Annotated in this window: 17 protein-coding genes; 10 read left to right on the plus strand and 7 right to left on the minus strand. The window is 36.1% G+C overall.

Annotated features, from left to right (window positions below; all coding sequences use genetic code 11):
* Positions 1-3 precede the first annotated feature (3 nt).
* Positions 4-576 carry a dTMP kinase gene (gene tmk / locus CINF_RS03985; protein ID WP_179975828.1) on the plus strand — a complete coding sequence of 191 codons (573 nt, stop codon included), beginning with the start codon at positions 4-6 and terminating at the stop codon, positions 574-576.
* A gap of 77 nt (positions 577-653) precedes the next feature.
* On the opposite strand, the gene CINF_RS03990 is transcribed toward tmk, so the two are convergent.
* The 3 genes from CINF_RS03990 to metE all read right to left on the minus strand — a co-directional run bounded on the left by CINF_RS03990 (position 654) and on the right by metE (position 5,433).
* Positions 654-1,559, minus strand: coding sequence for a methylenetetrahydrofolate reductase (locus CINF_RS03990; protein WP_178696449.1), 906 nt, complete (start codon positions 1,557-1,559; stop codon positions 654-656).
* Between the two features lie 27 nt (positions 1,560-1,586).
* Positions 1,587-3,065 carry a tetratricopeptide repeat protein gene (locus tag CINF_RS03995; RefSeq protein ID WP_178696450.1) on the minus strand — a complete coding sequence of 493 codons (1,479 nt, stop codon included), beginning with the start codon at positions 3,063-3,065 and terminating at the stop codon, positions 1,587-1,589.
* A gap of 112 nt (positions 3,066-3,177) precedes the next feature.
* Positions 3,178-5,433 carry a 5-methyltetrahydropteroyltriglutamate--homocysteine S-methyltransferase gene (metE, locus tag CINF_RS04000; protein ID WP_179975829.1) on the minus strand — a complete coding sequence of 752 codons (2,256 nt, stop codon included), beginning with the start codon at positions 5,431-5,433 and terminating at the stop codon, positions 3,178-3,180.
* 99 nt (positions 5,434-5,532) lie between these two features.
* Between metE and CINF_RS04005 the strand changes: the two genes are divergently transcribed.
* From CINF_RS04005 to murA, 5 genes are all read left to right on the plus strand, one after another.
* Complete coding sequence (locus tag CINF_RS04005; RefSeq protein ID WP_179975830.1) at positions 5,533-6,813, plus strand: multiheme c-type cytochrome; 1,281 nt, start codon at positions 5,533-5,535, stop codon at positions 6,811-6,813.
* A 25-nt stretch (positions 6,814-6,838) separates the two neighbouring features.
* On the plus strand, positions 6,839-7,915 hold the full coding sequence (gene ispG / locus CINF_RS04010; RefSeq protein ID WP_275690519.1) for a flavodoxin-dependent (E)-4-hydroxy-3-methylbut-2-enyl-diphosphate synthase: 1,077 nt from the start codon (positions 6,839-6,841) through the stop codon (positions 7,913-7,915).
* A gap of 48 nt (positions 7,916-7,963) precedes the next feature.
* Complete coding sequence (gene dnaB, locus CINF_RS04015) at positions 7,964-9,355, plus strand: replicative DNA helicase (RefSeq protein WP_178696454.1); 1,392 nt, start codon at positions 7,964-7,966, stop codon at positions 9,353-9,355.
* 42 nt (positions 9,356-9,397) lie between these two features.
* Complete coding sequence (locus CINF_RS04020) at positions 9,398-11,131, plus strand: ABC transporter ATP-binding protein (RefSeq protein ID WP_420808772.1); 1,734 nt, start codon at positions 9,398-9,400, stop codon at positions 11,129-11,131.
* A gap of 96 nt (positions 11,132-11,227) precedes the next feature.
* Positions 11,228-12,493 carry a UDP-N-acetylglucosamine 1-carboxyvinyltransferase gene (gene murA / locus CINF_RS04025; RefSeq protein ID WP_178696456.1) on the plus strand — a complete coding sequence of 422 codons (1,266 nt, stop codon included), beginning with the start codon at positions 11,228-11,230 and terminating at the stop codon, positions 12,491-12,493.
* Between the two features lie 219 nt (positions 12,494-12,712).
* Here murA and purH read toward each other — a convergent pair whose 3' ends face one another.
* Entirely contained in the window at positions 12,713-14,254 is a 1,542-nt protein-coding gene (gene purH / locus CINF_RS04030) for a bifunctional phosphoribosylaminoimidazolecarboxamide formyltransferase/IMP cyclohydrolase (RefSeq protein ID WP_179975833.1), read from the minus strand.
* Positions 14,251-15,087 (minus strand): TerB family tellurite resistance protein, encoded by an 837-nt coding sequence (locus tag CINF_RS04035; RefSeq protein WP_178696459.1) that lies wholly within the window; start codon positions 15,085-15,087, stop codon positions 14,251-14,253. Before CINF_RS04035 ends, purH begins: the two co-directional genes overlap by 4 nt.
* Before the next feature lie 177 nt (positions 15,088-15,264).
* Between CINF_RS04035 and CINF_RS04040 the strand changes: the two genes are divergently transcribed.
* Positions 15,265-17,496 carry a DNA translocase FtsK gene (locus tag CINF_RS04040; protein ID WP_420808767.1) on the plus strand — a complete coding sequence of 744 codons (2,232 nt, stop codon included), beginning with the start codon at positions 15,265-15,267 and terminating at the stop codon, positions 17,494-17,496.
* Between the two features lie 130 nt (positions 17,497-17,626).
* Here the strand turns inward: CINF_RS04040 and CINF_RS04045 are convergent, their stop codons facing one another.
* A complete protein-coding gene (locus tag CINF_RS04045; RefSeq protein WP_179975834.1) occupies positions 17,627-18,793 on the minus strand; it encodes a pyridoxal phosphate-dependent aminotransferase in 1,167 nt (388 codons plus the stop codon).
* A gap of 136 nt (positions 18,794-18,929) precedes the next feature.
* Between CINF_RS04045 and purE the strand changes: the two genes are divergently transcribed.
* The 3 genes from purE (at position 18,930) to CINF_RS04060 (ending at position 21,575) form a co-directional block, all read left to right on the plus strand.
* A complete protein-coding gene (gene purE / locus CINF_RS04050; protein ID WP_179975835.1) occupies positions 18,930-19,436 on the plus strand; it encodes a 5-(carboxyamino)imidazole ribonucleotide mutase in 507 nt (168 codons plus the stop codon).
* Positions 19,433-19,930 (plus strand): DUF3972 domain-containing protein, encoded by a 498-nt coding sequence (locus CINF_RS04055; protein WP_178696462.1) that lies wholly within the window; start codon positions 19,433-19,435, stop codon positions 19,928-19,930. The genes purE and CINF_RS04055 overlap by 4 nt, the downstream gene beginning before the upstream one ends.
* Positions 19,931-20,948: 1,018 nt before the next feature.
* Complete coding sequence (locus CINF_RS04060; protein ID WP_179975836.1) at positions 20,949-21,575, plus strand: pyridoxamine 5'-phosphate oxidase family protein; 627 nt, start codon at positions 20,949-20,951, stop codon at positions 21,573-21,575.
* A 96-nt stretch (positions 21,576-21,671) separates the two neighbouring features.
* Here the strand turns inward: CINF_RS04060 and CINF_RS04065 are convergent, their stop codons facing one another.
* Positions 21,672-21,866 carry a hypothetical protein gene (locus CINF_RS04065; protein ID WP_179975837.1) on the minus strand — a complete coding sequence of 65 codons (195 nt, stop codon included), beginning with the start codon at positions 21,864-21,866 and terminating at the stop codon, positions 21,672-21,674.
* Between the last annotated feature and the right edge of the window lie 5 nt (positions 21,867-21,871).

Genomic DNA, 21,871 nt, shown 5'->3' on the forward strand with positions numbered 1-21,871 from the left:
AAAATGCTAGTGTATTTTGAAGGGATTGACGGCGTTGGCAAAAGCACGCAAATATCGCTATTTAATGATTTAGAGTGCGTAAAAACTTGCGAGCCTGGCGGGACAAAATTAGGCAAAAGTTTGCGGGAGTTGATTTTTGGTGCGCATCCTAGTTCAAGGGCGGAGATTTTTTTATTTTTGGCTGACCGCGCTGAGCATTATGAAAAAATCATAAAGGTAAATAAACATAAGCTAATTTTAAGCGATAGAAGTTTTGTTTCTGGTTTGGCTTATGCTATGGCAAGCCACGAAAATTACGATATTAACGAGCTAATTGCTTTTAATAATTTTGCTTTACAGGGCGATTTTGATGCGAAATTTGTGCTACTTTTAGCCGATGAAGCACTGCTAAAAACAAGGCTTAAAAAGCGTGGCACAAGCGATAATATCGAAGCGCGCGGGATAAATTATTTATTAAGCGTGCAAAATCATATGCAAACAATCTTACAAAATTTAAAACTCCCACACATCGCATTAAATGCAAATAGCGATAAAAACGCGCTCCATAAAGAAATTAAAAAATTTATTGGCATTTAAAATTTTAAAATTTAGCCTTAATGTATTTGCGCTTGCTAATTAAAAAAATGAGCGCGCTTAATTTAAAATTTTAATTATCACAAAACTTGATTTTTAATTAAAGCTAAAAGCCTGATGCTTGCGTCTATTTCGCTTTTTTTGGCTGATATGCTTTCGATATTTGCGCCTACGCTAAGGCCTAGTTTTTTGCCTGTATCATATAAAAGTTTAAAGCTTTGTAAGCTTGTTTGTATGGACATTTCAAGCGGGTTTGAGCTAGCATTTAGTGCTGCTTGAAAGCTTAGTGGCACATCAATGCCAAGCCAGCGCATAAAGCTAAGCGTAGCTAAATCCCCACAAGGCGTAAATGTAAAGATAATCGGCACTCGCGGGACATTTTCATAAGCGCATAAATAAGAATAATCATCTAAAAATTTTATGGCATTTTTAGGGTTATAAACGGCTTGGGTTATGAAAAACTCGCAACCTTGTGCGATTTTATGAGCCACTCGCTCATCTTCATCGCCTTTTTTAATATGCCGCTCAGGTATGCAAATCCCGCCTAAGATGATATTTGGAGCTACTTGTGCTTTTATTTTATAAGCATCGCTTAGCTTGGTTTTTGGTATGTCTTTTTTGCTACTTACGCCTACAAAAACGCTGATTAAGTCATTATTATTTTGTAAAAATTCTTTTAAATCATTTGAATTATATTTGCTTACAGCCTTATAAATTACGGCATTGTAGGCGTTTTTAAGATAATTTTTATGGTAAATTTCAGGCGGGATTGTATCTTTAAAAGCAAAAGTGCGCTCATTTTGGTTGCGGTTACTTTCATCTTGTAAATCATAAATCACAAGCCCGTCTATACCGCTATTTTCTAATCTTTCAAGCTGGGTTTTGGCGATTTGCTCGCATTTGCTAAAATCAGTGCCAATGCGTGGAGGCGTAAGCCCGTAGAGTATTATGCCAGCGCTATTTGCCTTTATTTTTTGCCTTAACATTTTCTTTCTTTATAATTCATTAAAATTTTAATTTAATTTTTTATACAGCTTACAAGCATTTTGATAACCCAGCTCACAAGCTTTGTTAAAATATTCTTTTGCTAATTCATTATCTTGGCTTATGCCATTGCCCGTATAATGCATCGCGCCAAGATTATGACAACCCATTGCAGCGCCCTTATCACAAGCTATGCTAAAAAGCTCGCTAGCTTTTATGTAATCTTTTGCTACGCCCTTGCCGTCATTATATAAATTACCAAGATTATAGCAACCCATTGCTATTTCATCATCGCAGGCTTTTTGCCATAAATTTTTAGCTTTGTAATAGCTTTGCTCTACGCCATTGCCACTATAATACAAAAACCCTAAATAATTACAAGCATTGCCATCGCCTTGATTGCAAGCTTGGGCGTATAATTTTGCGGCTTTTTTGTAGTTTTTTTCTATGCCAAGACCCTTAGCATATAAATACCCAAGATGCTTACAAGCCATAGCTATATCATCATCGCAAGCTTTTGAATAAAATTTTCTAGCCTGAGAGTAATTTTGCTCTTTTTCATATAAACGCCCGCTTTCATAGCAAGATTGACTTAATCCTTCATCGCAAGCCATTGTAAAAAGTTCATTTGCTTTTATGGTGTTTGCTTTAATGCCTAAGCCTTTTAAATAAAGCTCTCCAAGATTATGGCAAGCTTTTGCGATCTTGCCATCGCAAGCTTTTGTGTAAAAGGTATTTGTTTTGTTTAAATCCTTAGGTATTTGCTCGCCTTCATAATGCCAAAGTCCCAAGCTATAACAAGATAGCCAAATCCCACCATCGCAAGCCTTTTGGTGTAATTTTATAGCTTCTTGGTAGTTTTGTTCTATGTTTTTGCCATCAAAATACATATTACCAAGCAAGGCACAAGAGCTAATGCTGCCATCATCGCAAGCCTTGCTTAATAATTGCGTTGATTTTTTATCATCGCCTTCATCATAAGATCTCATTGCTTCTTTAAAATCATCGGCTTTATTTAGTAGTTTATAAGCATCGCAACCTTTTTTATCGCCAAAATCGCAAGATTTTTTTATATATTGTTTAGCTTTTGTATTATTTTGCTTTACACCGCTACCATTGTAATACAAAAATCCAAGCATACCGCAAGCCTTAGCGTCTTTATAATCGCAAGCTTTTTGATATAGCGTGCTTGCCATTTTATAATCTTTTGCTACGCCCTTGCCCTCATAATACAAAAGCCCTAATTTAGCGCAAGCCCTAGCATTTTTGCCATCGCAAGCTTTTTGGTGTAATTGCCTAGCTTGCTCATAATCTTGTGCTATTCCTGTGCCATCATAATACATCGAGCCTAGCACGGCGCAAGCTTGCGTGTCGTTATTATCACAAGCTATTTTAAATAGTTCGCTAGCCCTTGTGTAATTATGATTTTTATACGCATTGACCGCTTCTTTAAAATCATCAGCCCCAATGCCCAAACTAATAAATAATAAAATTATAAACTTTTTCATTTTTGCCTGTTTTAAATTGTAAAGTTATTAAAATTTGCTTTGAAATTTTAATAAATTTAAAATTTCAAGCCTTGCCGTCTTTAAATTTTAATTTAAAAACGGCAAATCTGGCTTATCTAAACGCCTTTACAGCATCGCACATATTTTTAAGACTTGGTTTTACCTCGTCCCATTTTCTTGTTTTTAGCCCACAATCTGGATTTATCCATAATTGCTCTTTTGGTAATACTTCAAGCAAGGCGCTAATTTGCGTTTTAATCTCATCAACGCTTGGCACACGCGGGCTGTGAATATCATAAACGCCAGGGCCTACTTCTTGCTTATAGCCAACTGATTTAAAAATTTTAAGCAATTCATTACCACTTCTTGCTGTTTCTATGCTGATTACATCAGCGTCCATAGCCTCTATGGTTTTTATAATATCATTAAACTCAGAATAGCACATATGCGTGTGGATTTGCGTGCTAGCATTAGCACAACTCACACTTAGCTTAAAGCAATCAACGGCAAATTTTTCATACGCACTGATGTTTTCTTTACGCAAAGGATAACCCTCTTTAAATGCGGCTTCATCTACTTGGATTATTTTAATACCTGCGTTTTGTAAGTCGTTTATTTCATCATAAATGCAAAGGGCTAATTGTTTTGCAATATCTGCTCTGCTTAAATCATCGCGCACAAAACTCCAATTCATTATAGTAATAGGTCCTGTTAGCATACCTTTCATAATGCGTTTTGTTTTGCTTTGAGCGTAGCTTATCCATTTTAGGGTCATAGCTTGTGGGCGGCTAACATCACCAAATAAAAGCGGTGGCTTAACGCAACGAGAGCCATAGCTTTGAACCCAGCCATTTTTAGAAAACGCATAGCCTTTTAACTGCTCGCCAAAATACTCAACCATATCATTTCTCTCAGGCTCTCCATGAACTAGCACATCTAAATCAATTTCTTCTTGAAATTTCACGCATTCATCTATATAAATTTTAATTTTTGCTTCGTATTCATCTTGGCTAATCTCGCCTTTTTTAAAGGCATTTCTAGTAGCGCGAAGCTCTGGGGTTTGTGGGAAAGAGCCTATGGTAGTAGTTGGTAATACTGGCAGATTAAACTCATTATGCTGAGCCTTAATGCGCTCGCTATAAGGCGTTTGACGCTCGAATGTGGTTAGAGATTTAACGCGCGCTTTTACGGCTTCATCGTTTATTAGCTCTGAGCTTTTTCTTGCGGCTATGGCTTGTTTGTTAGCATTTAATAATTCTATTTGTTTTGAGCTTAATGTGGCTTTATTTGCAATAGCCGTTAAAATCGCTACTTCATCTAATTTTTCAACTCCATAACTTAGCCATTGTTTTATTTTCAAATCAGTTTCGTATTTTAGGCTATAAGGCACATGAAGTAATGAGCAAGAAGTGCCAATATATAAGCGTTCGTTTGGAATTTTTTCTGCTAAATGCTCGATTTTTTGGCTAAGGGCTTGAAGATCGGCTATCCAGATATTGCGCCCATTTATTAGCCCTGCAAAAAGCACCTTGCCACTTTCATTTATGGCTTTTATGCTCCCTCCGTGGCAAGATGTGTTATGCACAGCATCAAGCCCAACAGCCCAAACGGGAGTTTTTACTATTTCTTTTACAGCTTCATTTGCGTGCTCAAAAAAGGTCATAAAGATTATTTTAGCGTTATTTGCGCTAGCACAAATTTTATCATACACGCTTTTTAATTTATCAACTAATAAAAGTGCTTTATCTGTTACAAAAATTGGTTCATCAAGTTCAATTACCACCTCGTCATCAAGCTTGCTAAGTTTAGCTACAAGCTCGCAATACACGCTAACCAAGCTATCAAGCAAACTAAAAGCATCGCTATTATCTGTGGTTTTAGAAAGTGCTAAATAAGTAAAAGGTCCTATTAGATTGATTTTAGGTTTTATGCCTAGGGTCTTTGCTTCTTTGTATTCTGCTTCGTATTTGCTAGAATCTAGGCTAAATTTTGTATCTTTGCTAAGCTCTGGGACGATGTAGTGATAATTGGTGTTAAACCATTTTGTCATTTCCATTGCCACAGCGTTTTTATTGCCACGAGCCATTGAAAAATAAAGCTCTTCGCCACTAAGCCCGCTAAATCTTTTAGGAATAGCTCCAAAGGCTATGCAGTGATCAAGCATAATATCATAATACGAAAAATCACCAACGCTAATATAATCAATTCCGGCATTTTTTTGATAATTTAAATGCCTAATTCTTAATTGCTCGGCCACGCTTTTTACTGCGTTAAAATCACTTTTATTTGCCCAGTAGCTTTCTAGGGCAAATTTTAACTCTCTTTGTTCGCCTATGCGCGCAAAACCTGTGATGAAACTTTTTGACATAATTTTGTCCTTAAAAGAAAATAAAATTGCGGATTTTATCTTTTATAAGCTTTAAATTAGCTATAATCCCAAACTTTTTTTTTAAAATTTGGGAGTAATATGCGTTTTTTTTGTATTTTTGCTGCGTTTTTATCATTTTGCTTTGGCATAGATTTATATGAAATATATATGAATGCTAAATTAAATGGCAATAACACCACACAAAAAGAATCAAACGCAGTAAATAAAAATCCTACCATGCACGATACCACTTGGCTTGAACCAAATAAATGCCAATCTTGCCACCGCGATCAAACTAAATATTGGGAAAAAAGTTTTCACGCAAAAAGCCATGAAAACGCAAATCCGCTTTATAAAGCTAGCATTGATTTAGTAGCTAAAAAAACCATAAAATCAAAAGAAGAAGTGCTAGTTGAATGCTCTACTTGCCACAATCCTGGCATAAAAATCAAAAAAATCGATGAAGATTATAAAATAAGTAAAATTTTTGGCCTAAAAACTGCTAAAACTCAAAATATAGACGAGCAAATACATCATAAAAGCGATTTAAGTGGCGTTGGCTGTGCTTATTGCCATAGGATAGACAAAATAAAACAAGGCGGTAATTTGGGCAACTACGAAGTAGAGCTTTTAGATGATAGCAATAAAATCATAGTAGGCCCATACCAAGATGCGATAAAAGATGACTACCACGATAACCAACAAAGAGATTTTTTTATAGATAGCGATCAATTATGCTTGGTTTGCCACGATGGCATAGGCGCAAGCGATAAAAACGGCAAGCCAAATCCTATGTCTGCTTATTCAACTGGTGGCGAAATGATAAGTAATGAAAAATCTTGCGTAGAATGCCATATGAGCGAAAGATACGAAACCATCAATTCATCTTATGATGATGAAATACGCGTGCGCTATGTCCGCCAGCATTTATTTAATGGCGCTCATGATATTCGCCAATTAAAATTTGGTATTTTATTTAGATATAAAAAAGCAAAACAAATTTTAGAAATTATAAATAACTCATCGCATATGATCCCAACAGGCTTTGGTTCGCGTATGATTCGCATAAAAGTTTATTACAAAGATCAAAACGCAAATATCCTTGGCGAGCATAGCTTTGATATAGGAACGCAATACTCTTATAATGGCGAGCCAGCTTTGCAATATTATGCTGATGAATTAAAAGATGATAACCGCTTAGCCCCACAAGAAGCGCGCGAGTTTGAATTAAATCTCCCACAAAACACCTTTTTAATAAATCTAAAAGCCCAGTTTTATTATTTAAGACCGGATTTAATCAATTTATTTGATTCAAATATAAATAATAAAGAAATAATCGGCCCAGTAGAGATCGCCGATAGAGTTTTTTATGTAAAATAATTTATACAAATTTTAAATTAAATCTATAAATAAAAGAAAAAAAATGAGATATAAAACCAAACAAATAAATGTGGGCGGAGTTTTAATAGGCGGCGATGCGCCAATAAGCGTTCAAAGTATGACTTATTCAAAAACGCGCGATGTAAAAAGCACCTTAGAGCAAATAAATCGTTTGTATTTTGCTGGGGCTGATTTGGTGCGTTGTGCGGTGTTTAATAAAGAAGATATAACAGGGCTTTGCGAGATTAAAAAGCAAAGCCCTTTGCCAATAATTGCTGATATTCATTTTAACTTCACCTATGCTGTGGCTGTGGCGGATTTTGTCGATGCTATTCGCATAAATCCAGGTAATATCGGCGGTAAGGCGCATATTAAAGCAGTAGTTGATGCTTGTAAAAAAAGAAATTTACCAATAAGAATAGGCGTAAATTGTGGTAGCTTAGAAAAACAATTTGAAGAGCGTTATGGGCGCACGCCAGAAGCAATGATTCAAAGTGCGCTTTATAATGTTTCTTTGCTTGAAGATTTTGATTTTAGCGATATTGCCATAAGCTTAAAAGCTAGCGATGTGCCTACTACCGTTAAAGCTTATAGGCAATTACGCCCGCTTGTGAAATATCCTTTTCATTTAGGGCTTACAGAAGCTGGCACGAAATTTCACGCTAGCATTAAAAGCGCCATTGCTCTTGGGACGCTTTTATTAGAGGGTATTGGCGATACAATGAGAGTTAGCATTACAGGCGAACTTGAAGAAGAAATAAAAGTAGCAAGAGCCATCTTACAAGACAGCGGTCGCCAAAAAAGCGGTGTAAATATAATTTCTTGCCCAACTTGTGGCAGATTACAAAGCGATTTAGTAAAAGCTGTTAAAATCGTAGAAGAGCACACTAAAAATATAAAAGAGCCATTAAATATAAGCGTAATGGGCTGCATTGTAAATGCCCTAGGCGAGGCAAAAGGCGCTGATATTGCAATTGCTTTTGGTAAAGAAAATGGTATGATAATAAAGCATGGCGAGATTGTGGCAAGATTAGCCCAAGATGAATTGATTGAGCGTTTTTTGATTGAGATTGAAGAAGAGGTTAAAGCTCGCAAGGCGTAAAGAAATTAAAATTTTAAATTTATTTTAAATTAAATGAAAAGGTAATAAATGCAAGACAATACCTACTCTTATGATATTGAAATTTCAATTTTAGCAAGTGTTTTTTATAATAACGACACCCTTAGCGATTTGGCTGATATTTTACGCCCTGAGGATTTTTATTTTAGACAAAATGGCGATATTTTTTGGGCTATGCTTGCTTTATTTAATAAGCAAAACCCAATAGATGAAATTTTTCTAGCTAGCGAGTTAAAAGAAAAATTTAACAAAGAAGCATTAGATGCCGTGCTAGCAAGTAGCGGTATGATAGATGCGCAAAAATACGCCCTTATGCTAAAAGAGCTATCAAATAAGCGCGCTTTATTAGCCATTGCTTCATCTGTGCCACAAACCATAAATGAATTAGCCATTAAAGATGCCATTGATAAGATTAGTGCTGATATTTTTAATCTCACAAATGAAAAGCAAGCTGGCTTAAAAGATGCCAAAGAAGCCACAAGCCAAGCCTTAGAAACCATAAAGCGTTTAAAAGAAGAGGGCAGAGGTTTAATTGGTATTTCTAGCGGTTTTACAGAGCTAGATGATAAAATCCAAGGGCTAAAAAATGGCGATTTTATTATAATTGCAGCAAGGCCAGGTATGGGAAAAACAACCTTTGCGCTAAATATAGTAGAAAGAGTGCTAAAAAGCAAGCAAGGCGTGATATTTTTTAGCCTTGAAATGCCAGCGGTGCAATTAATGTTTAGATTATTTAGCTCATACACCTCAATAAATCTTGGCGATATTATGAAAGCAAACTTAAATGATGATAATTTAGAAACCCTAAGCCAAACAGCCGATGAAATCGCAAATTCTGATTTATATATTTATGATAGTGGTAATCTAACCGTGCATATGGTGCGCGCGCAGTTACGCAGGTTATTACAAAAAAACGCAAATATAAAACTTTGCGTGATTGATTATATCGGGCTTATGACAAACTCATCAAGTTTTGGCGAGAGGCATTTACAAATTGCGGATATTTCAAGGCAGTTAAAGCTCTTAGCGCGCGAACTTCAAATACCAATAATTGCGCTATCTCAGCTAAATCGTAGCTTAGAAAGTAGGGCAAATAAACGCCCTATGCTTTCTGATTTAAGAGAATCAGGCGCGATAGAACAAGATGCCGATATAATAATTTTTGTTTATCGCAAGGATTTTTACAAAGAGCAAGAAGCAAAAGAACAAATCGCAAAAGCCAAATTAGAAGGCAAGAGCATAAACTCTGAGGATATATTTAAAGCAGAAGAAGTAGAAGATGCTGAGATTATCATCGGTAAAAATCGCAACGGCCCAACTGGTGTGTTAGATTTTACATTTGATAAAACCAAAAGCAGATTTTTAGCTAAGATACCAGAAATCAAAGCCGTCCAAACTCAAAGTTTAGCTGATGAAGACTAGCAAAAGCTTTTATAAATTTTAATTTAAAATTTGGCTAAAAGGATTAAATTGAAAGGCGTAATTGAAACTTTTTTTCGTTTTAAGGCTTATTTTAAGGATTATATTTTTCATTTTGGCGTGGCGATTTTTGGTATGATCTTAGCTAGTGCTGGCACGGCTGCTAGTGCGTATTTGGTTAAGCCTGTGCTTGATCAAATTTTTGTAGATAAAAATAAAGAACTTTTATATTTATTGCCTTATGCGATAATTGCGGTGTATTTTGCCAAAAGTCTTGGGACTTATTTACAAAGCTATTTTAGTGCTTATATCGGGCATGATATTGTTAGGCGTTTTCGAGCTAAGCTTTTGGCACATTTAATTTACCTTGATATGAGCTTTTTTAATCGTTATAGAAGTGGCGAGCTAATTAGTCGCAACACAAACGATATTGAGCGCATTCGCTCCATAGTTTCAAGTATGCTCCCAGAGCTTGGCAGGGAGTTTATAACAGCTCTTGGGCTTTTAGGCGTGGTGATTTATCAAAGCCCTAAACTTGCGTTATTTGCGCTTATTATTTTTCCAGCAGCCATTTATCCACTAAGCCTTTTAGCACGCAAAATCAAGCAAATTTCAAAACTAAGCCAGGAAAAAACCAGCGATATGACAGCGGCTTTGGCTGAAATTTTTTCAAATATAGAAATAATCAAGGCAAATAACGCTGAAAATAAAGAAATAACCCGCTTTAATGCCCACAATGATAGATTTTTTAGATTAAATCTTAAAAGCGTAAGAACTGGCGAGCTAGTTAGTCCGCTAATGGAAACGCTTGGGGCTATTGGCGTGGCTGTGGTGATAATAATAGGCGGTAGCGAGGTTATAAATGGGACAATGAGCGTTGGAAGCTTTTTTTCATTTTTAACAGCGCTTTTTATGCTTTATACGCCGATTAAACGCGTAAGTAGCTTGTATAATAAAATGCAAGATGCCGTAGCTGCTAGTGAGCGCACCTTTGAGCTTTTAGGAATGAATGCAAATATAGTAGGTGGTATGGCAAAATTTCCAAGCAAGCTTTATTCTATCGCGTTTAATGATGTGTATTTTAGCTATGATAATAAAAATTTCGTTCTAAATGGATTAAGTTTTAGGGCAAATAGCGGTGAGATAATTGCTATAATAGGCCAAAGTGGCGGTGGCAAAACTACTATTATAAATTTATTAATGCGCTTTTTTGATGCTAATAGCGGGCAAATTTTAATCAACCAAAATGAAATTACAGATTTTAGCCTAAACGAGCTAAGAGCGCACATAGGCATAGTTACCCAGCGCATTTATATTTTTAATGATACAATCGCAGCAAATGTCGCATACAGCCAAAATGGAAAAATTGATGAAGAGCGCGTGATAAAAGCACTTGAAATAGCCGATGCTTATAGTTTTGTAAGAGCGATGGAGGGCGGAATTTATGCCATGCTTGATGAGTTTGGAGCTAATCTTAGTGGCGGCCAACGCCAGCGTATCGCAATAGCGCGCGCCTTATACGCAAACCCGCAAATTTTAATTTTTGATGAAGCCACAAGTGCGCTAGATAACGAAAGCGAGCGCATAATAACCGATGTAATAGAGCGCATAAAGCACGAAAAAATAATCTTTGTGATAGCGCACCGCCAAACGAGCATTAAAAATGCAAATAAAATTTTATTTTTAAGCCAGGGCAGGGCGCTTGGCTTTGGCTCAAATGATGAGCTAGAACAAAATTGCCAAGAATACAAAAAGCTAAAAGGATTAGCTAAAATTTAAAATCAATTAAATTTTAAAATTTTATGTTAAAGTGTTATTTTGTGATTTAATACTACTTAAAATTTTAAAATTTCACAATGAAATTAAAGGATAATTATGGATTTTTTACAAATACAAGGCGGAGCCAAATTAAGCGGAGAAGTTAGCATAAGCGGTGCTAAAAATGCGGCTTTACCGATAATTGCTAGCACGATTTTAGCTAAAAATGAAGTTGAAATTTTAAATGTGCCAAATGTTGTAGATATTAATACTTTGGTTGCGCTTTTGTGTAATCTTGGCGCACAAGGCCAGTTAAAAAATAATTTTTTAACCCTAAATACCCAAGAAATAAACTCCACAAAAGCCACTTATGATATTGTGCGAAAAATGCGCGCTAGTATTTTAGTGCTAGGTCCGCTTTTAGCAAGGTTTAAAGAGTGCGCGGTAAGCTTGCCAGGTGGCTGTGCCATAGGTGCAAGGCCGATTGATTTACATCTTAGCGCGCTTGAAAAAATGGGCGCGCATATTAGCATTCAAGGTGGCTATGTATCAGCAAGCGCAAAAGATGGATTAAAGGGCGCTGAGATAATTTTTGATAAAATTACCGTAACAGGTAGCGAAAATATCATTATGGCAGCTGCTCTTGCAAGGGGTAAAACGCGCATTTTAAATGCCGCAAAAGAGCCTGAGGTGGTGCAGATTTGTGAAATTTTAGCTGATTGTGGTGTGGAGATTAATGGCATAGGCACTAGCGAAATAAATATCACCGGCACAGATGGCGAGCTTTTACAAATGCCACAAATTTCTGTAATACCAGATAGAATAGAAGCTGGCACTTATTTATGCGCAGCAGCAATTAGTGCTAGCCAAATAACGCTAAAAAATACCAAAAAAGAGCATTTGCGCGCCGTGCTTGATAAATTAAGCGATATGGGCGTAAAATGCGAATGCGAGGGCAGCGATATTAAGGTGTTGCCAGCTTCATCTTTAAAGCCTGTAAATATCATCACCACAGAATATCCTGGCTTTCCTACTGATATGCAAGCACAATTTATGGCACTAGCTTGCGTGGCTGATGGGACTAGTGTGATTGAAGAGAGGCTGTTTGAAAATCGCTTTATGCACGCTAGCGAACTAGCTAGAATGGGCGCAGATATCAAGCTAAACGCGCATATAGCTACAATCACAGGCACTAAGCTTGAAGGCGCTGATGTGATGGCTACTGATTTGCGCGCAAGCTCAGCCTTAGTAATAGCAGCCCTAGCAGCAAGAGGGGTTAGTAATATCCACCGCATTTATCACTTAGACCGCGGCTATGAAAACTTAGAGCAAAAGCTAAGCAGCCTTGGCGCAAATATAAAAAGACTTAAAGAAAATGCTTGAAATTTTAATCTAAAATAATTTTTTGAGCATATCATCTAGCTTAGCGCGCTTTGCTACTAGCTTTGTGCTTAAAATCTTTATAATTTATTTTGCGTTTTAAAATTTTTTATTTGGCTAGAAATTAAAGCCTAAAACGCGCTTTAAGGCGTAGCGATTTTTCTATTATAAAATTTCTAGCCCCGTTTTTATAACTATGCCAATTTTAGCTTTTATAAAATTTTAATGCCAAAAATGCCTAATGCCAGTAAAATACATCGCTATGTTATGCTCATTAGCAGCCAAGATTACCTCATCATCTCTTATGCTACCGCCTGGCTGGATTATGCTTTTAACCCCAGCCAACGCTGCTATATCAATGCTATCTCTAAATGGAAAAAACGCCTCGCTAGCAAGCGCACAGCCATTTAAATCTATATTTTGATCCTTAGCCTTAGCCACAGCTGCGCGCGCAGCATCTACGCGGCTAGTCATACCCATACCAATTGCTAAAAGCGTGGCATCTTTTACATAAGCTACGCAGTTTGATTTGGTTAATCCAGCTATTATCCAAGCAATTTTTAAATCCATTATTTGAGCCTTGTTGGCTTCTTTTTGGCTTACTAATTTTGCATTATCTACCTCATTTTCGCTTATAAAATCGGCTTGTTGATATGCAAAACCGCCACAAATGGCTTTAAAATTATATTTTTGCGATATTTTGGCTAGATATTTGCCGTTTTCATCGCCTAGTGTAAAAATTTTAGTGCGTTTTTTATCGCTGTATTCATTTAATGCGTCTTCATCGGCACTTGCGCATATTATCACCTCGGTAAAGACCTTTTTCATTTCTATGGCTAATTCTTTACTCAAACGCCCATTTATGGCCACAACGCCACCAAATGCGCTTACTGGATCACATAGCATCGCAGCCTTATAGCTTTGCATTAAATCATTCTTAATGCCAAACCCGCAAGGATTAGCGTGCTTGCAAATCACCACAGCAGGCGCATCACCAAAACTTGTGGCGATGGCAATGGCTGCGTTTATATCTGTCATATTATTAAAGCTAGGTTCGCCTTTTAAAATTTTAAAATTTTTACTTAAAAAATCATCAAATTCATAAATAGCGCCTTTTTGGTGCGGATTTTCTCCATATCTTGCATCAAAAACCTTAGTTCCGCTTATAAATTTTGTATCACCAAAACCGCCATTAAATCGCTCGTTCATATAGTTTGCTATCATCGCATCATAGCTTGCTGTGTGTGAGAATGCTTTTATCATTAAATATCTGCGAAATTCTAAATTCACACTATTTTGGCGTAATTTTTCTAGCGTTAGAGCATAATCATCTTGATTTGTTAAAACCAGCACGCTTTGATGATTTTTAGCAGCACTTCTAATCATTGCTGGCCCGCCTATATCGATGTTTTCTATAATTTCATCAAAATCATCGGTGCGATTTATTGTGGCTTTAAATGGGTATAAATTCACACAAACCAAATCAATGGCTTGTATATTATATTTGCTAGCATCGGCTCTGTGAGCGTCTAAATCGCGTCTGTATAAAATCCCGCCGTGAATGCGCGGGTGTAAGGTTTTAACCCTGCCATCAAACATTTCAGGGCTTGTGGTATATTGGCTAACTTCAATCGCATCTATCCCGTTATCTTTTAACATTTTAAAAGTGCCACCAGTGCTTAAAATCTCCCAGCCCAAATCCGCTAAGCCTCGCGCAAATTCCACCACGCCATCTTTATGGCTTACGCTAATTAAAGCTCTCATTTATTCTCCTTTTGTTTAATTGTTTCATAAGCTTGATTTATTTCTTGTAATTTTTTTGTGGCATCGTTAATTATGCCCTTGCTAGCATCTAAGCCAAGAAAATCTGGATGGTATTTTCTTGCAAGCTTTCTGTATTGTTTTTTAACTTCATCAAAGCTTGCGTTATTAGGTAATTCTAAAATTTCATAAGGGTTTTTTTGGCTGTGATTGGCGTTTTGTGTGTTTTGTGAGTTGGAGTTTTTATAGTAGTTATTGCTTTTTTGTTTGGATTGTTTTTTAAAGCCATCATAATTGCGATAACCGCCATCAAAACTCCCAGCACCAAAATAAGCATTAAATTCTTGCTCAAATTTTAAAAATAAGCTTTGTTTTATTTTTTCATTTATATTAAAAGCCTTGCAAATATCATCAATTACCTTTGCTTCGCTTGGGCTAAAAAAGCCGTCAGCATAAGCTAAATTTAATAAATAAATAATCACGCTTTGGCATTCATTGGAGTTTAATTTGCGGGTATTTTTATAAATTTTGGCTATTTCATAGACGCTTTGATGGCTGTTTTTTGCGTGTTCGTAAATTTTTTTTAGCTCATCTCGTGTTTGCTTTTGTCCGTTTAATTCAAAGGTTAAAATATCAAGCATTTGCGATATATAAGCAGCCTCAGTGGCTTTTACCTCGCCATCGGCTTTGGCGATTTTAGCTAGCAGGCTTATTAAAAATTTGGCATCATTAAAGGTGATTTGCTTGTGCGCATCGCCAGCTGGGGCTTGCCTAAAACCATTGCTAAGCGCGTAAAATACAATCCCCACAACAATTGCCAAAATAAAAAAGCTCATATTTATCCTTAAAATAAAATCGGTATTTTAACCTGGCAAGATTATAAAAGCATAAAAAAGGCTTGAAATTTTAAAATTTACATTTAAATTTAAAATTTTATAAACCCAAATTTTAAGCTAAACTAATTTTTAATAAAATTTGCTATAATCGCCAGTTTTTTGCTTAAAGGATTTATTTTGCGTTTGGCACTTTTTATCATATCAGCTTTTATTTTAATGTTTTTTGGGATTTCAACAATTAGCCCAAATGCTGTATTTGTAGGGCGAGCAGGGCATTTGATAGGTTCGCTTAATTATGCTTATTTTGGCAGTTTTGCTTGTGTTTATCCTTTTGTTTTGATTTATAGCGCGTGGCAAGTATTTAAAAAGCACAAAAAATTCAGCTGGGAGCTAGCTAGCCAGACTTGCGGTGTTTTGCTACTTTTTTTAAGTGTATTGCTGGCTTTAAGTATGATAAAACCTAGCTTTGGCGGGCTTTTTGGCACTTTGTTGGCTGATACCATAAAAGCTAGCATAGGTACAATCGGGGCTGTATTTATGGCCATAGCGTGCTTTTTGATAGCTGTTGGGCTATGTTTTGAGAAAAAAATTGAAATTGTGCTAAAAATGAGTTTGAGCATTAAAGATAAATTAAACAAAAAAATCCAGCAAAGCAAAAAATCAAGCCCTTATCCAACGCCAATAATTGATCCCACAACTTACCCTAGCAAGCAAAATTCCCAAGAGCCAGCAAGCCAACAAAGCACGAGTTTAAGCCAAGATTTAGACAAAAATCCGGGCGAGAATTTAAACGAAATTTTAAATGAAAATAAAATTTTAAATGAAAAAACAGATGAAATTTCAGCTAACGCAAGCGAAATTTTAAACGAAGAAGACGAAAAAGAAAAAAAAGATGAAACAGACGACAAATGCGCCAAAAAGCTAACCTCCACTGGCGTTGAAATACTCCAAGAAGTAGCCGAAAATAAAGAACTTTTAGCACAAATAGAAAAAGGTAAGGTTGAAATTCCAAAAGACTTTAAATTGCCTAGTTTGGATTTTTTAGCTCAGCCACCAAAACGCGTAACCAGCGTAAATGAATACGAAATCGATGGCAAAATAGTAAATTTATTAGAAAAACTTCGCAAGTTTAAAATAGAAGGCGATGTGGTGCGGACTTATTCAGGACCTGTGGTAACTACATTTGAGTTTAAGCCAGCCCCAAATGTGCCAGTGCGTAAAATTTTAAATCTACAAGATGATTTAGCAATGGCGCTTAAAGCACAAACCATTCGCATTCAAGCGCCAATCCCTGGTAAAGATGTAGTTGGCATTGAAATACCAAATCAGCATATTGAAACGATTTATTTGCGAGAAATTTTACAAAGCGATATTTACAAAAACGCAAAAAGCGAGCTAACCATCGCACTTGGCAAGGATATTGTCGGCGCGCCTTTTGTTACTGATCTTAAAAAATTACCGCATTTGTTGATTGCTGGCACGACAGGCAGTGGCAAGAGCGTGGGCATAAATGCTATGCTTTTAAGCTTGCTTTATCGTAATAGCCCAAAAACCTTGCGCCTTATAATGATAGATCCTAAGATGTTGGAATTTTCAATGTATAATGATATCCCGCATCTCTTAACGCCAGTTATAACCCAAGCCAAGCAAGCAGTGGGAGTATTACAAAATTTAGTAAATGAAATGGAGCGCCGCTATAAACTAATGGCACAAACAAAAACCAAAAACATAGAAAGCTACAATGCCAAAATGAAAGAACAAGGCGAAGAAACAATGCCTTTTATAGTAATAATCATCGATGAGCTGGCAGATTTGATGATGACTAGTGGCAAAGATGTGGAGTTTAGCATAGGTCGCTTAGCCCAAATGGCGCGCGCAAGCGGCATTCACCTAATAGTAGCCACCCAACGCCCAAGCGTAGATGTCGTAACCGGGCTAATTAAAGCAAACTTGCCAAGTCGCATAAGTTATAGAGTAGGGCAAAAAATAGACAGCAAGGTGATATTAGATCAAATGGGCGCAGAAAGCTTGCTAGGGCGTGGCGATATGCTTTTTACACCGCCTGGCAGCCCAGGGCTTGTGCGCTTACACGCGCCATTTGCTAGCGAGAGCGAAATAGAAAACATCGTGGAATTTTTAAAATCCCAGCAAGGCACAAATTATGATGAAAGCTTTTTAATGACCCAAGATAGCACAGGCGCAACCAGCGAGGTTAGCCTAGCTAATAAAGATGAGCTTTTTGATGAAGCCGTTAGGGTAGTCCTTGAAGAGCGCAAAACTTCAATTAGCTATTTACAAAGACGGCTAAATGTGGGCTACAACCGCGCAGCTAATATCATAGAGCAATTAGAAAAAGCAGGCGTTTTAAGCGCAGAAAATGCAAAAAAACAAAGAGAAATTTTAATTTAATAATTTATTTATCTAATAAAAAACGCAGAAAATTTTAAGGAAGTTTTTTTTAAAGAAAAGATAATTTGTGGATTTTAATAAAAAGTAAGCAAGAAAAGCGCGCTAAATTTTAAATCAAGCGCGCTAAATTTTAATAATTTGCTATGAAATTTTCAATTCGTTTTATGCCTTCTTTTATATTTTCTAGCTCGCAAGCAAAGCTAAATCTAAAATATCCATCCATACCAAAACCAACGCCCGGCACGCACGCTACCAAGGCCTCATCAAGCATTCTTTTACAAAATTTCATAGAGTCTTTTTCTACAAGCGAGCAGTTTATAAACAAATAAAACGCCCCGCCAGGTTTTATTACACTTAATTTATCGATTTTATTTATCGCATCGACAGCGTAATCTCGGCGTTTTATGTATTCTTTTTTCATATATTCTACATAGTCATCGCATTTGCCAAGTAGGGCAGGGATTGCGCCAGCTTGGACGATGCTAGCGATATTTGCTGTGCTTTGGCTTTGGAGTTTTTGCATGGCTGCAATTAGCTCATTTGAAGCACTAGCTGCATAGCCAAAACGCCAGCCAGGCATAGCTGCGCACTTGCTTAATCCATTTATAGTAACAGTGCGCCTAAACATATCATCACTTATACTAGCAGTGGCTACAAACTCGCTTTCATAGCTTAATTTTTCATAAATTTCATCGCTAAGGACGATTATTTGCGTGTTTTCAAGCACTTTTGCTATTGCTTCTAGCTCGGCTTTGGTATAAACCCCACCACACGGATTGCCTACGCTATTTAGCATTAAAACCTTTGTGTTTGGCGTGATAGCATCTTTTAATGCCTGCGCGCTTAGTTTAAAATTTGTGCTTTCATTTGTATTTATGAAAACTGGCTTACCGCCACAATAGCGCACAATCTCAGGATAACTAACCCAATAAGGCGCTGGTATTATCACCTCATCGCCCGCATCAATCAAACATTGTAAGGCTTCAAAGATTGATTGTTTTGCGCCTACATTTGTAATTATTTGTTTTTGTGTGTATTTTAGGCCATTATCGCGTTCTAATTTAGCGCGCACGGCATTTATCACATCAAGCGTGCCAGCTACTGGCGTGTATTTGCCACAGCCTTTATCCATTGCTGCTTTTACAGCATCTTTTACAGCATCTGGCGTGTCAAAATCAGGCTCACCAGCACTAAAAATTAGCACATCTTTACCGCTTGCTTTTAACTCTTTTGCCTTTGTTGAAATAGCGATAGTTAGGCTCTCGCTCAGCCTTGAAATGCGAGATGATAGTTTCATTTACGCTCCTTAAATAAGGGCGCAATTGTAGCATAATTTAAGCCATATAAAACGCAAAATTAGCTAAAATCCGCCTTGCAATTTAAAATTTTTGGAATAAAAATTGCGTATAAAACCACAATATATAAGGATAAAAATGAAATTTGTAAGCATAATAATAGGCTCAAAAAGCGATTATGAAATCGCTTGCGAAGCCAGCAAAATTTTAGAAAATTTTGGCGTGGCATATGAGCTGATTATAAGCTCGGCTCATCGTAGTCCTATGCGAACCATAGCTTATGTAGCAGATGCTAGCAAGCGTGGCGCTGAGATATTTATATGTATGGCTGGTATGGCAGCTCATCTTGCAGGCGCAGTAGCTGCAAATACCATAAAACCAGTTATTGGCGTGCCTATGCCAGGCTCTGCTGTTGATGGGTTAGATGCGTTGTATTCTACCGTGCAAATGCCAGCGGGCATACCAGTAGCCACGCTAGCCATAGGCAAAGCAGGGGCAAAAAATGCAGCATATTTAAGCGTGCAAATGCTAGCTTTAAATAACGAAAACCTAGCAGCAAAACTAATAGAAGAGCGCGCCAAACAAGCCGCAAATTTAGAAGAAGATAGCAAAAAAATCGAAGTTTTATTAGGGGAACGGGTATGAAAACTTACCTTATTATTGATGAATTTTGTCGTTTAACGCATTTAAATAAACAAACAGTGGGCGAAATGATAAACAAAGGCTCGCTAAAAGCAAAGATTGAAAATAATAAAATTTATGTAGAAACCGATGAAAACTCGCTTGCCCTTGGCGCAAAAACTAGCATAAATAATGAAATCGTAGAAGAAAAAAGAGAAATTTTAAGCGGTGCTAGCTTTATAGAAAAGACAATTGGCACCATTTTAAATATGCACGAAAAGGTAATTGATGCCAAAGACGAAACCCTCGAAGCCTTAAAAAATGAAAATAGTTTTTTAAAAGAGGCTTTGTATTCTATGCAAGAATTATACGATGAAGACCGCAAAACAGTAGAAAATCTCAACACACAGCTAAAATTAGCACAAGAAGAAGTGGAATTTTTACGCAGAAAATATAAATTGATGTGGGATAAAACCGTTGAAAATTTCTCACAAATGCAAAAAATAGAAAACACATAATTTATTTTCACCGATTTATTCGGCATTTGCTACAAATTTTAAAATTTATTATGGATTTTGAAATAGGGCAGTGCTATTTGCTAATTTATTTTAAAATTTTAATTTAAGCTTTTTATTATTTTTAATTTAACTTTCAAATTTTATTTAATTTATTTTTGTTTAAGCTTGCGGATTTTTATATTTTGCTTGGCAAAGTTGTTGTAATTTTTGGCTGATAAATTTTTAGCTTTTAGCTGGCAAAATTTTAATTTCTAGCTGGCAAAATTATACGCAAAATAATAAATAAAATTATACGCATTATAATACGCAAAATAATATATAAAATTATTCTTTTTAAATTACACTAAATTTCGTGGATAAATTAGTTTATTCAAATGGTAAAATTATAAAAGCTTATATTTACGGGCTAAAAGACAGCAGCTAACAGGCCAAAACAGCTAAAAATATAATAAAGTGTAAATTATAGTTTTCAATACAAAATTAAAAATATAGTATGTATTTTACCTTTTCAAATACCGAATTTTACGCATTTTGCAGATTTTAAGTTGATTTTAAAATTTTTGGAATTTTTTATTGTAAGTTTTGAATTTTATTTAATTTTTGGCTAGTTTGTTTGATTGATTAATAACGCCTTGATTTTAAAATGTTATTAAAATTTACAAATTAAGTCTAATAAGTCTAAAATGAAAGCCCTTTTAAATATTGGCTTTATAAATCACACTTACAATTTTATTTACGATATAAATTAAACTCGCCCTACTTTGCATGCAAATAAGCAAAACAATTTCAATAAATTTTGCTACAATCGCAAAATTAAATCCTAAAATTTGCATGCAAATAAGCAAAACAATTTCAATAAATTTTGCTACAATCGCAAAATTAAATCCTAAAAAGAGTTAAAATGATAACAAAAGAAAATTTTGAAGATTTGCTTATTTTGCTGTAAGCAAGGCGTAAAGCGTTGTTTTAAGTAGCAAATCGTTAAAATACTGCGCAGAATTTACTTAAAAAGGCTAAGATGAGACGAGATGAATTTAAATGCGATGATTTCGCGCTTATCAAAACTATGCTTTCGCAAATGCCCTTTGGGACGATGGTTATACCCGACACGCCCTTGCCATACGCCGTGCCGATAAGCTTTTGCTTTGATGAAAATTACGCTACAAAAGGCGGCATTTACTTTCACGGTGCGGGAAGTGGGCGTAAATTTGAGCTTTTAAAAAACGAACCAAGCGTGGTATTTAGTGCGGCAAAGCCTTATTCTTACATACCTTCACGCTTTTTAGGTGGCAAAATGACACCCACGCAGTTTTTCTTTTCGGTGTTGATTGAGGGGCGTTTTGAAGTGGTGCAGGATTTAGCGCAAAAATGCGAGATTTTAGACGCTCTTGTGCGCAAATACGAGCCACAAAATACCACTTTTTGCCTTGAAAAAAGCCCTTTTGCGGGAGTGCAAAGGCACACTTTTGTCGGTGTCATCAAGGTAGAAAATTTAAGCGCAAAGGCAAAATTTGGGCAAAATATGAGCCAAGATGCCTTTGATAATTTAATGCTTGACTTACAAAAGCGAGCTGACACGCTTGATAAAGACACCTTAAATTTAATGCAACATTTTGCAAAGATAAAGAAGCCCAAAATCAAGTAGGCAAAGAGAACTTAAAGCAGGCAAAATTTTTAAAATTTGCCCTTGAAATCGAAAAAGACAAATTGCTTTATTTTGCACTCAATCGCCAAACAACCCCTACCAAAGCCAGCTTGTTGAAAGAGCAAATCCGCACAATGAAACAAAAATTAATGTTTTAATTAAAAATGCATTTTTACAAAACATAAAACAAATCCCACAAGAGCTAGAAAAACACGCCATTAAAGTGTGGATATGCTTGATTTTTCTAGGGCTGAGTTTAATAAAGTCAGCACCTAAGATTTTGCCTTTCATAAGAC

Source organism: Candidatus Campylobacter infans (genome assembly GCF_013416015.1).
Taxonomy (GTDB): domain Bacteria; phylum Campylobacterota; class Campylobacteria; order Campylobacterales; family Campylobacteraceae; genus Campylobacter; species Campylobacter infans.

What these genes read in the sequence shown, in the direction of transcription:
- CINF_RS04045 (WP_179975834.1), bottom strand. Translation starts at nt 18,793, where the DNA reads ATGAAACTATCATCTCGCATTTCAAGGCTGAGCGAGAGCCTAACTATC.
- CINF_RS04005 (WP_179975830.1), top strand. Translation starts at nt 5,533, where the DNA reads ATGCGTTTTTTTTGTATTTTTGCTGCGTTTTTATCATTTTGCTTTGGC.
- purE (WP_179975835.1), top strand. Translation starts at nt 18,930, where the DNA reads ATGAAATTTGTAAGCATAATAATAGGCTCAAAAAGCGATTATGAAATC.
- CINF_RS04055 (WP_178696462.1), top strand. Translation starts at nt 19,433, where the DNA reads ATGAAAACTTACCTTATTATTGATGAATTTTGTCGTTTAACGCATTTA.
- tmk (WP_179975828.1), top strand. Translation starts at nt 4, where the DNA reads ATGCTAGTGTATTTTGAAGGGATTGACGGCGTTGGCAAAAGCACGCAA.
- metE (WP_179975829.1), bottom strand. Translation starts at nt 5,433, where the DNA reads ATGTCAAAAAGTTTCATCACAGGTTTTGCGCGCATAGGCGAACAAAGA.
- murA (WP_178696456.1), top strand. Translation starts at nt 11,228, where the DNA reads ATGGATTTTTTACAAATACAAGGCGGAGCCAAATTAAGCGGAGAAGTT.
- CINF_RS03995 (WP_178696450.1), bottom strand. Translation starts at nt 3,065, where the DNA reads ATGAAAAAGTTTATAATTTTATTATTTATTAGTTTGGGCATTGGGGCT.
- purH (WP_179975833.1), bottom strand. Translation starts at nt 14,254, where the DNA reads ATGAGAGCTTTAATTAGCGTAAGCCATAAAGATGGCGTGGTGGAATTT.
- CINF_RS04060 (WP_179975836.1), top strand. Translation starts at nt 20,949, where the DNA reads ATGAGACGAGATGAATTTAAATGCGATGATTTCGCGCTTATCAAAACT.
- CINF_RS03990 (WP_178696449.1), bottom strand. Translation starts at nt 1,559, where the DNA reads ATGTTAAGGCAAAAAATAAAGGCAAATAGCGCTGGCATAATACTCTAC.
- CINF_RS04065 (WP_179975837.1), bottom strand. Translation starts at nt 21,866, where the DNA reads ATGAAAGGCAAAATCTTAGGTGCTGACTTTATTAAACTCAGCCCTAGA.
- dnaB (WP_178696454.1), top strand. Translation starts at nt 7,964, where the DNA reads ATGCAAGACAATACCTACTCTTATGATATTGAAATTTCAATTTTAGCA.
- CINF_RS04035 (WP_178696459.1), bottom strand. Translation starts at nt 15,087, where the DNA reads ATGAGCTTTTTTATTTTGGCAATTGTTGTGGGGATTGTATTTTACGCG.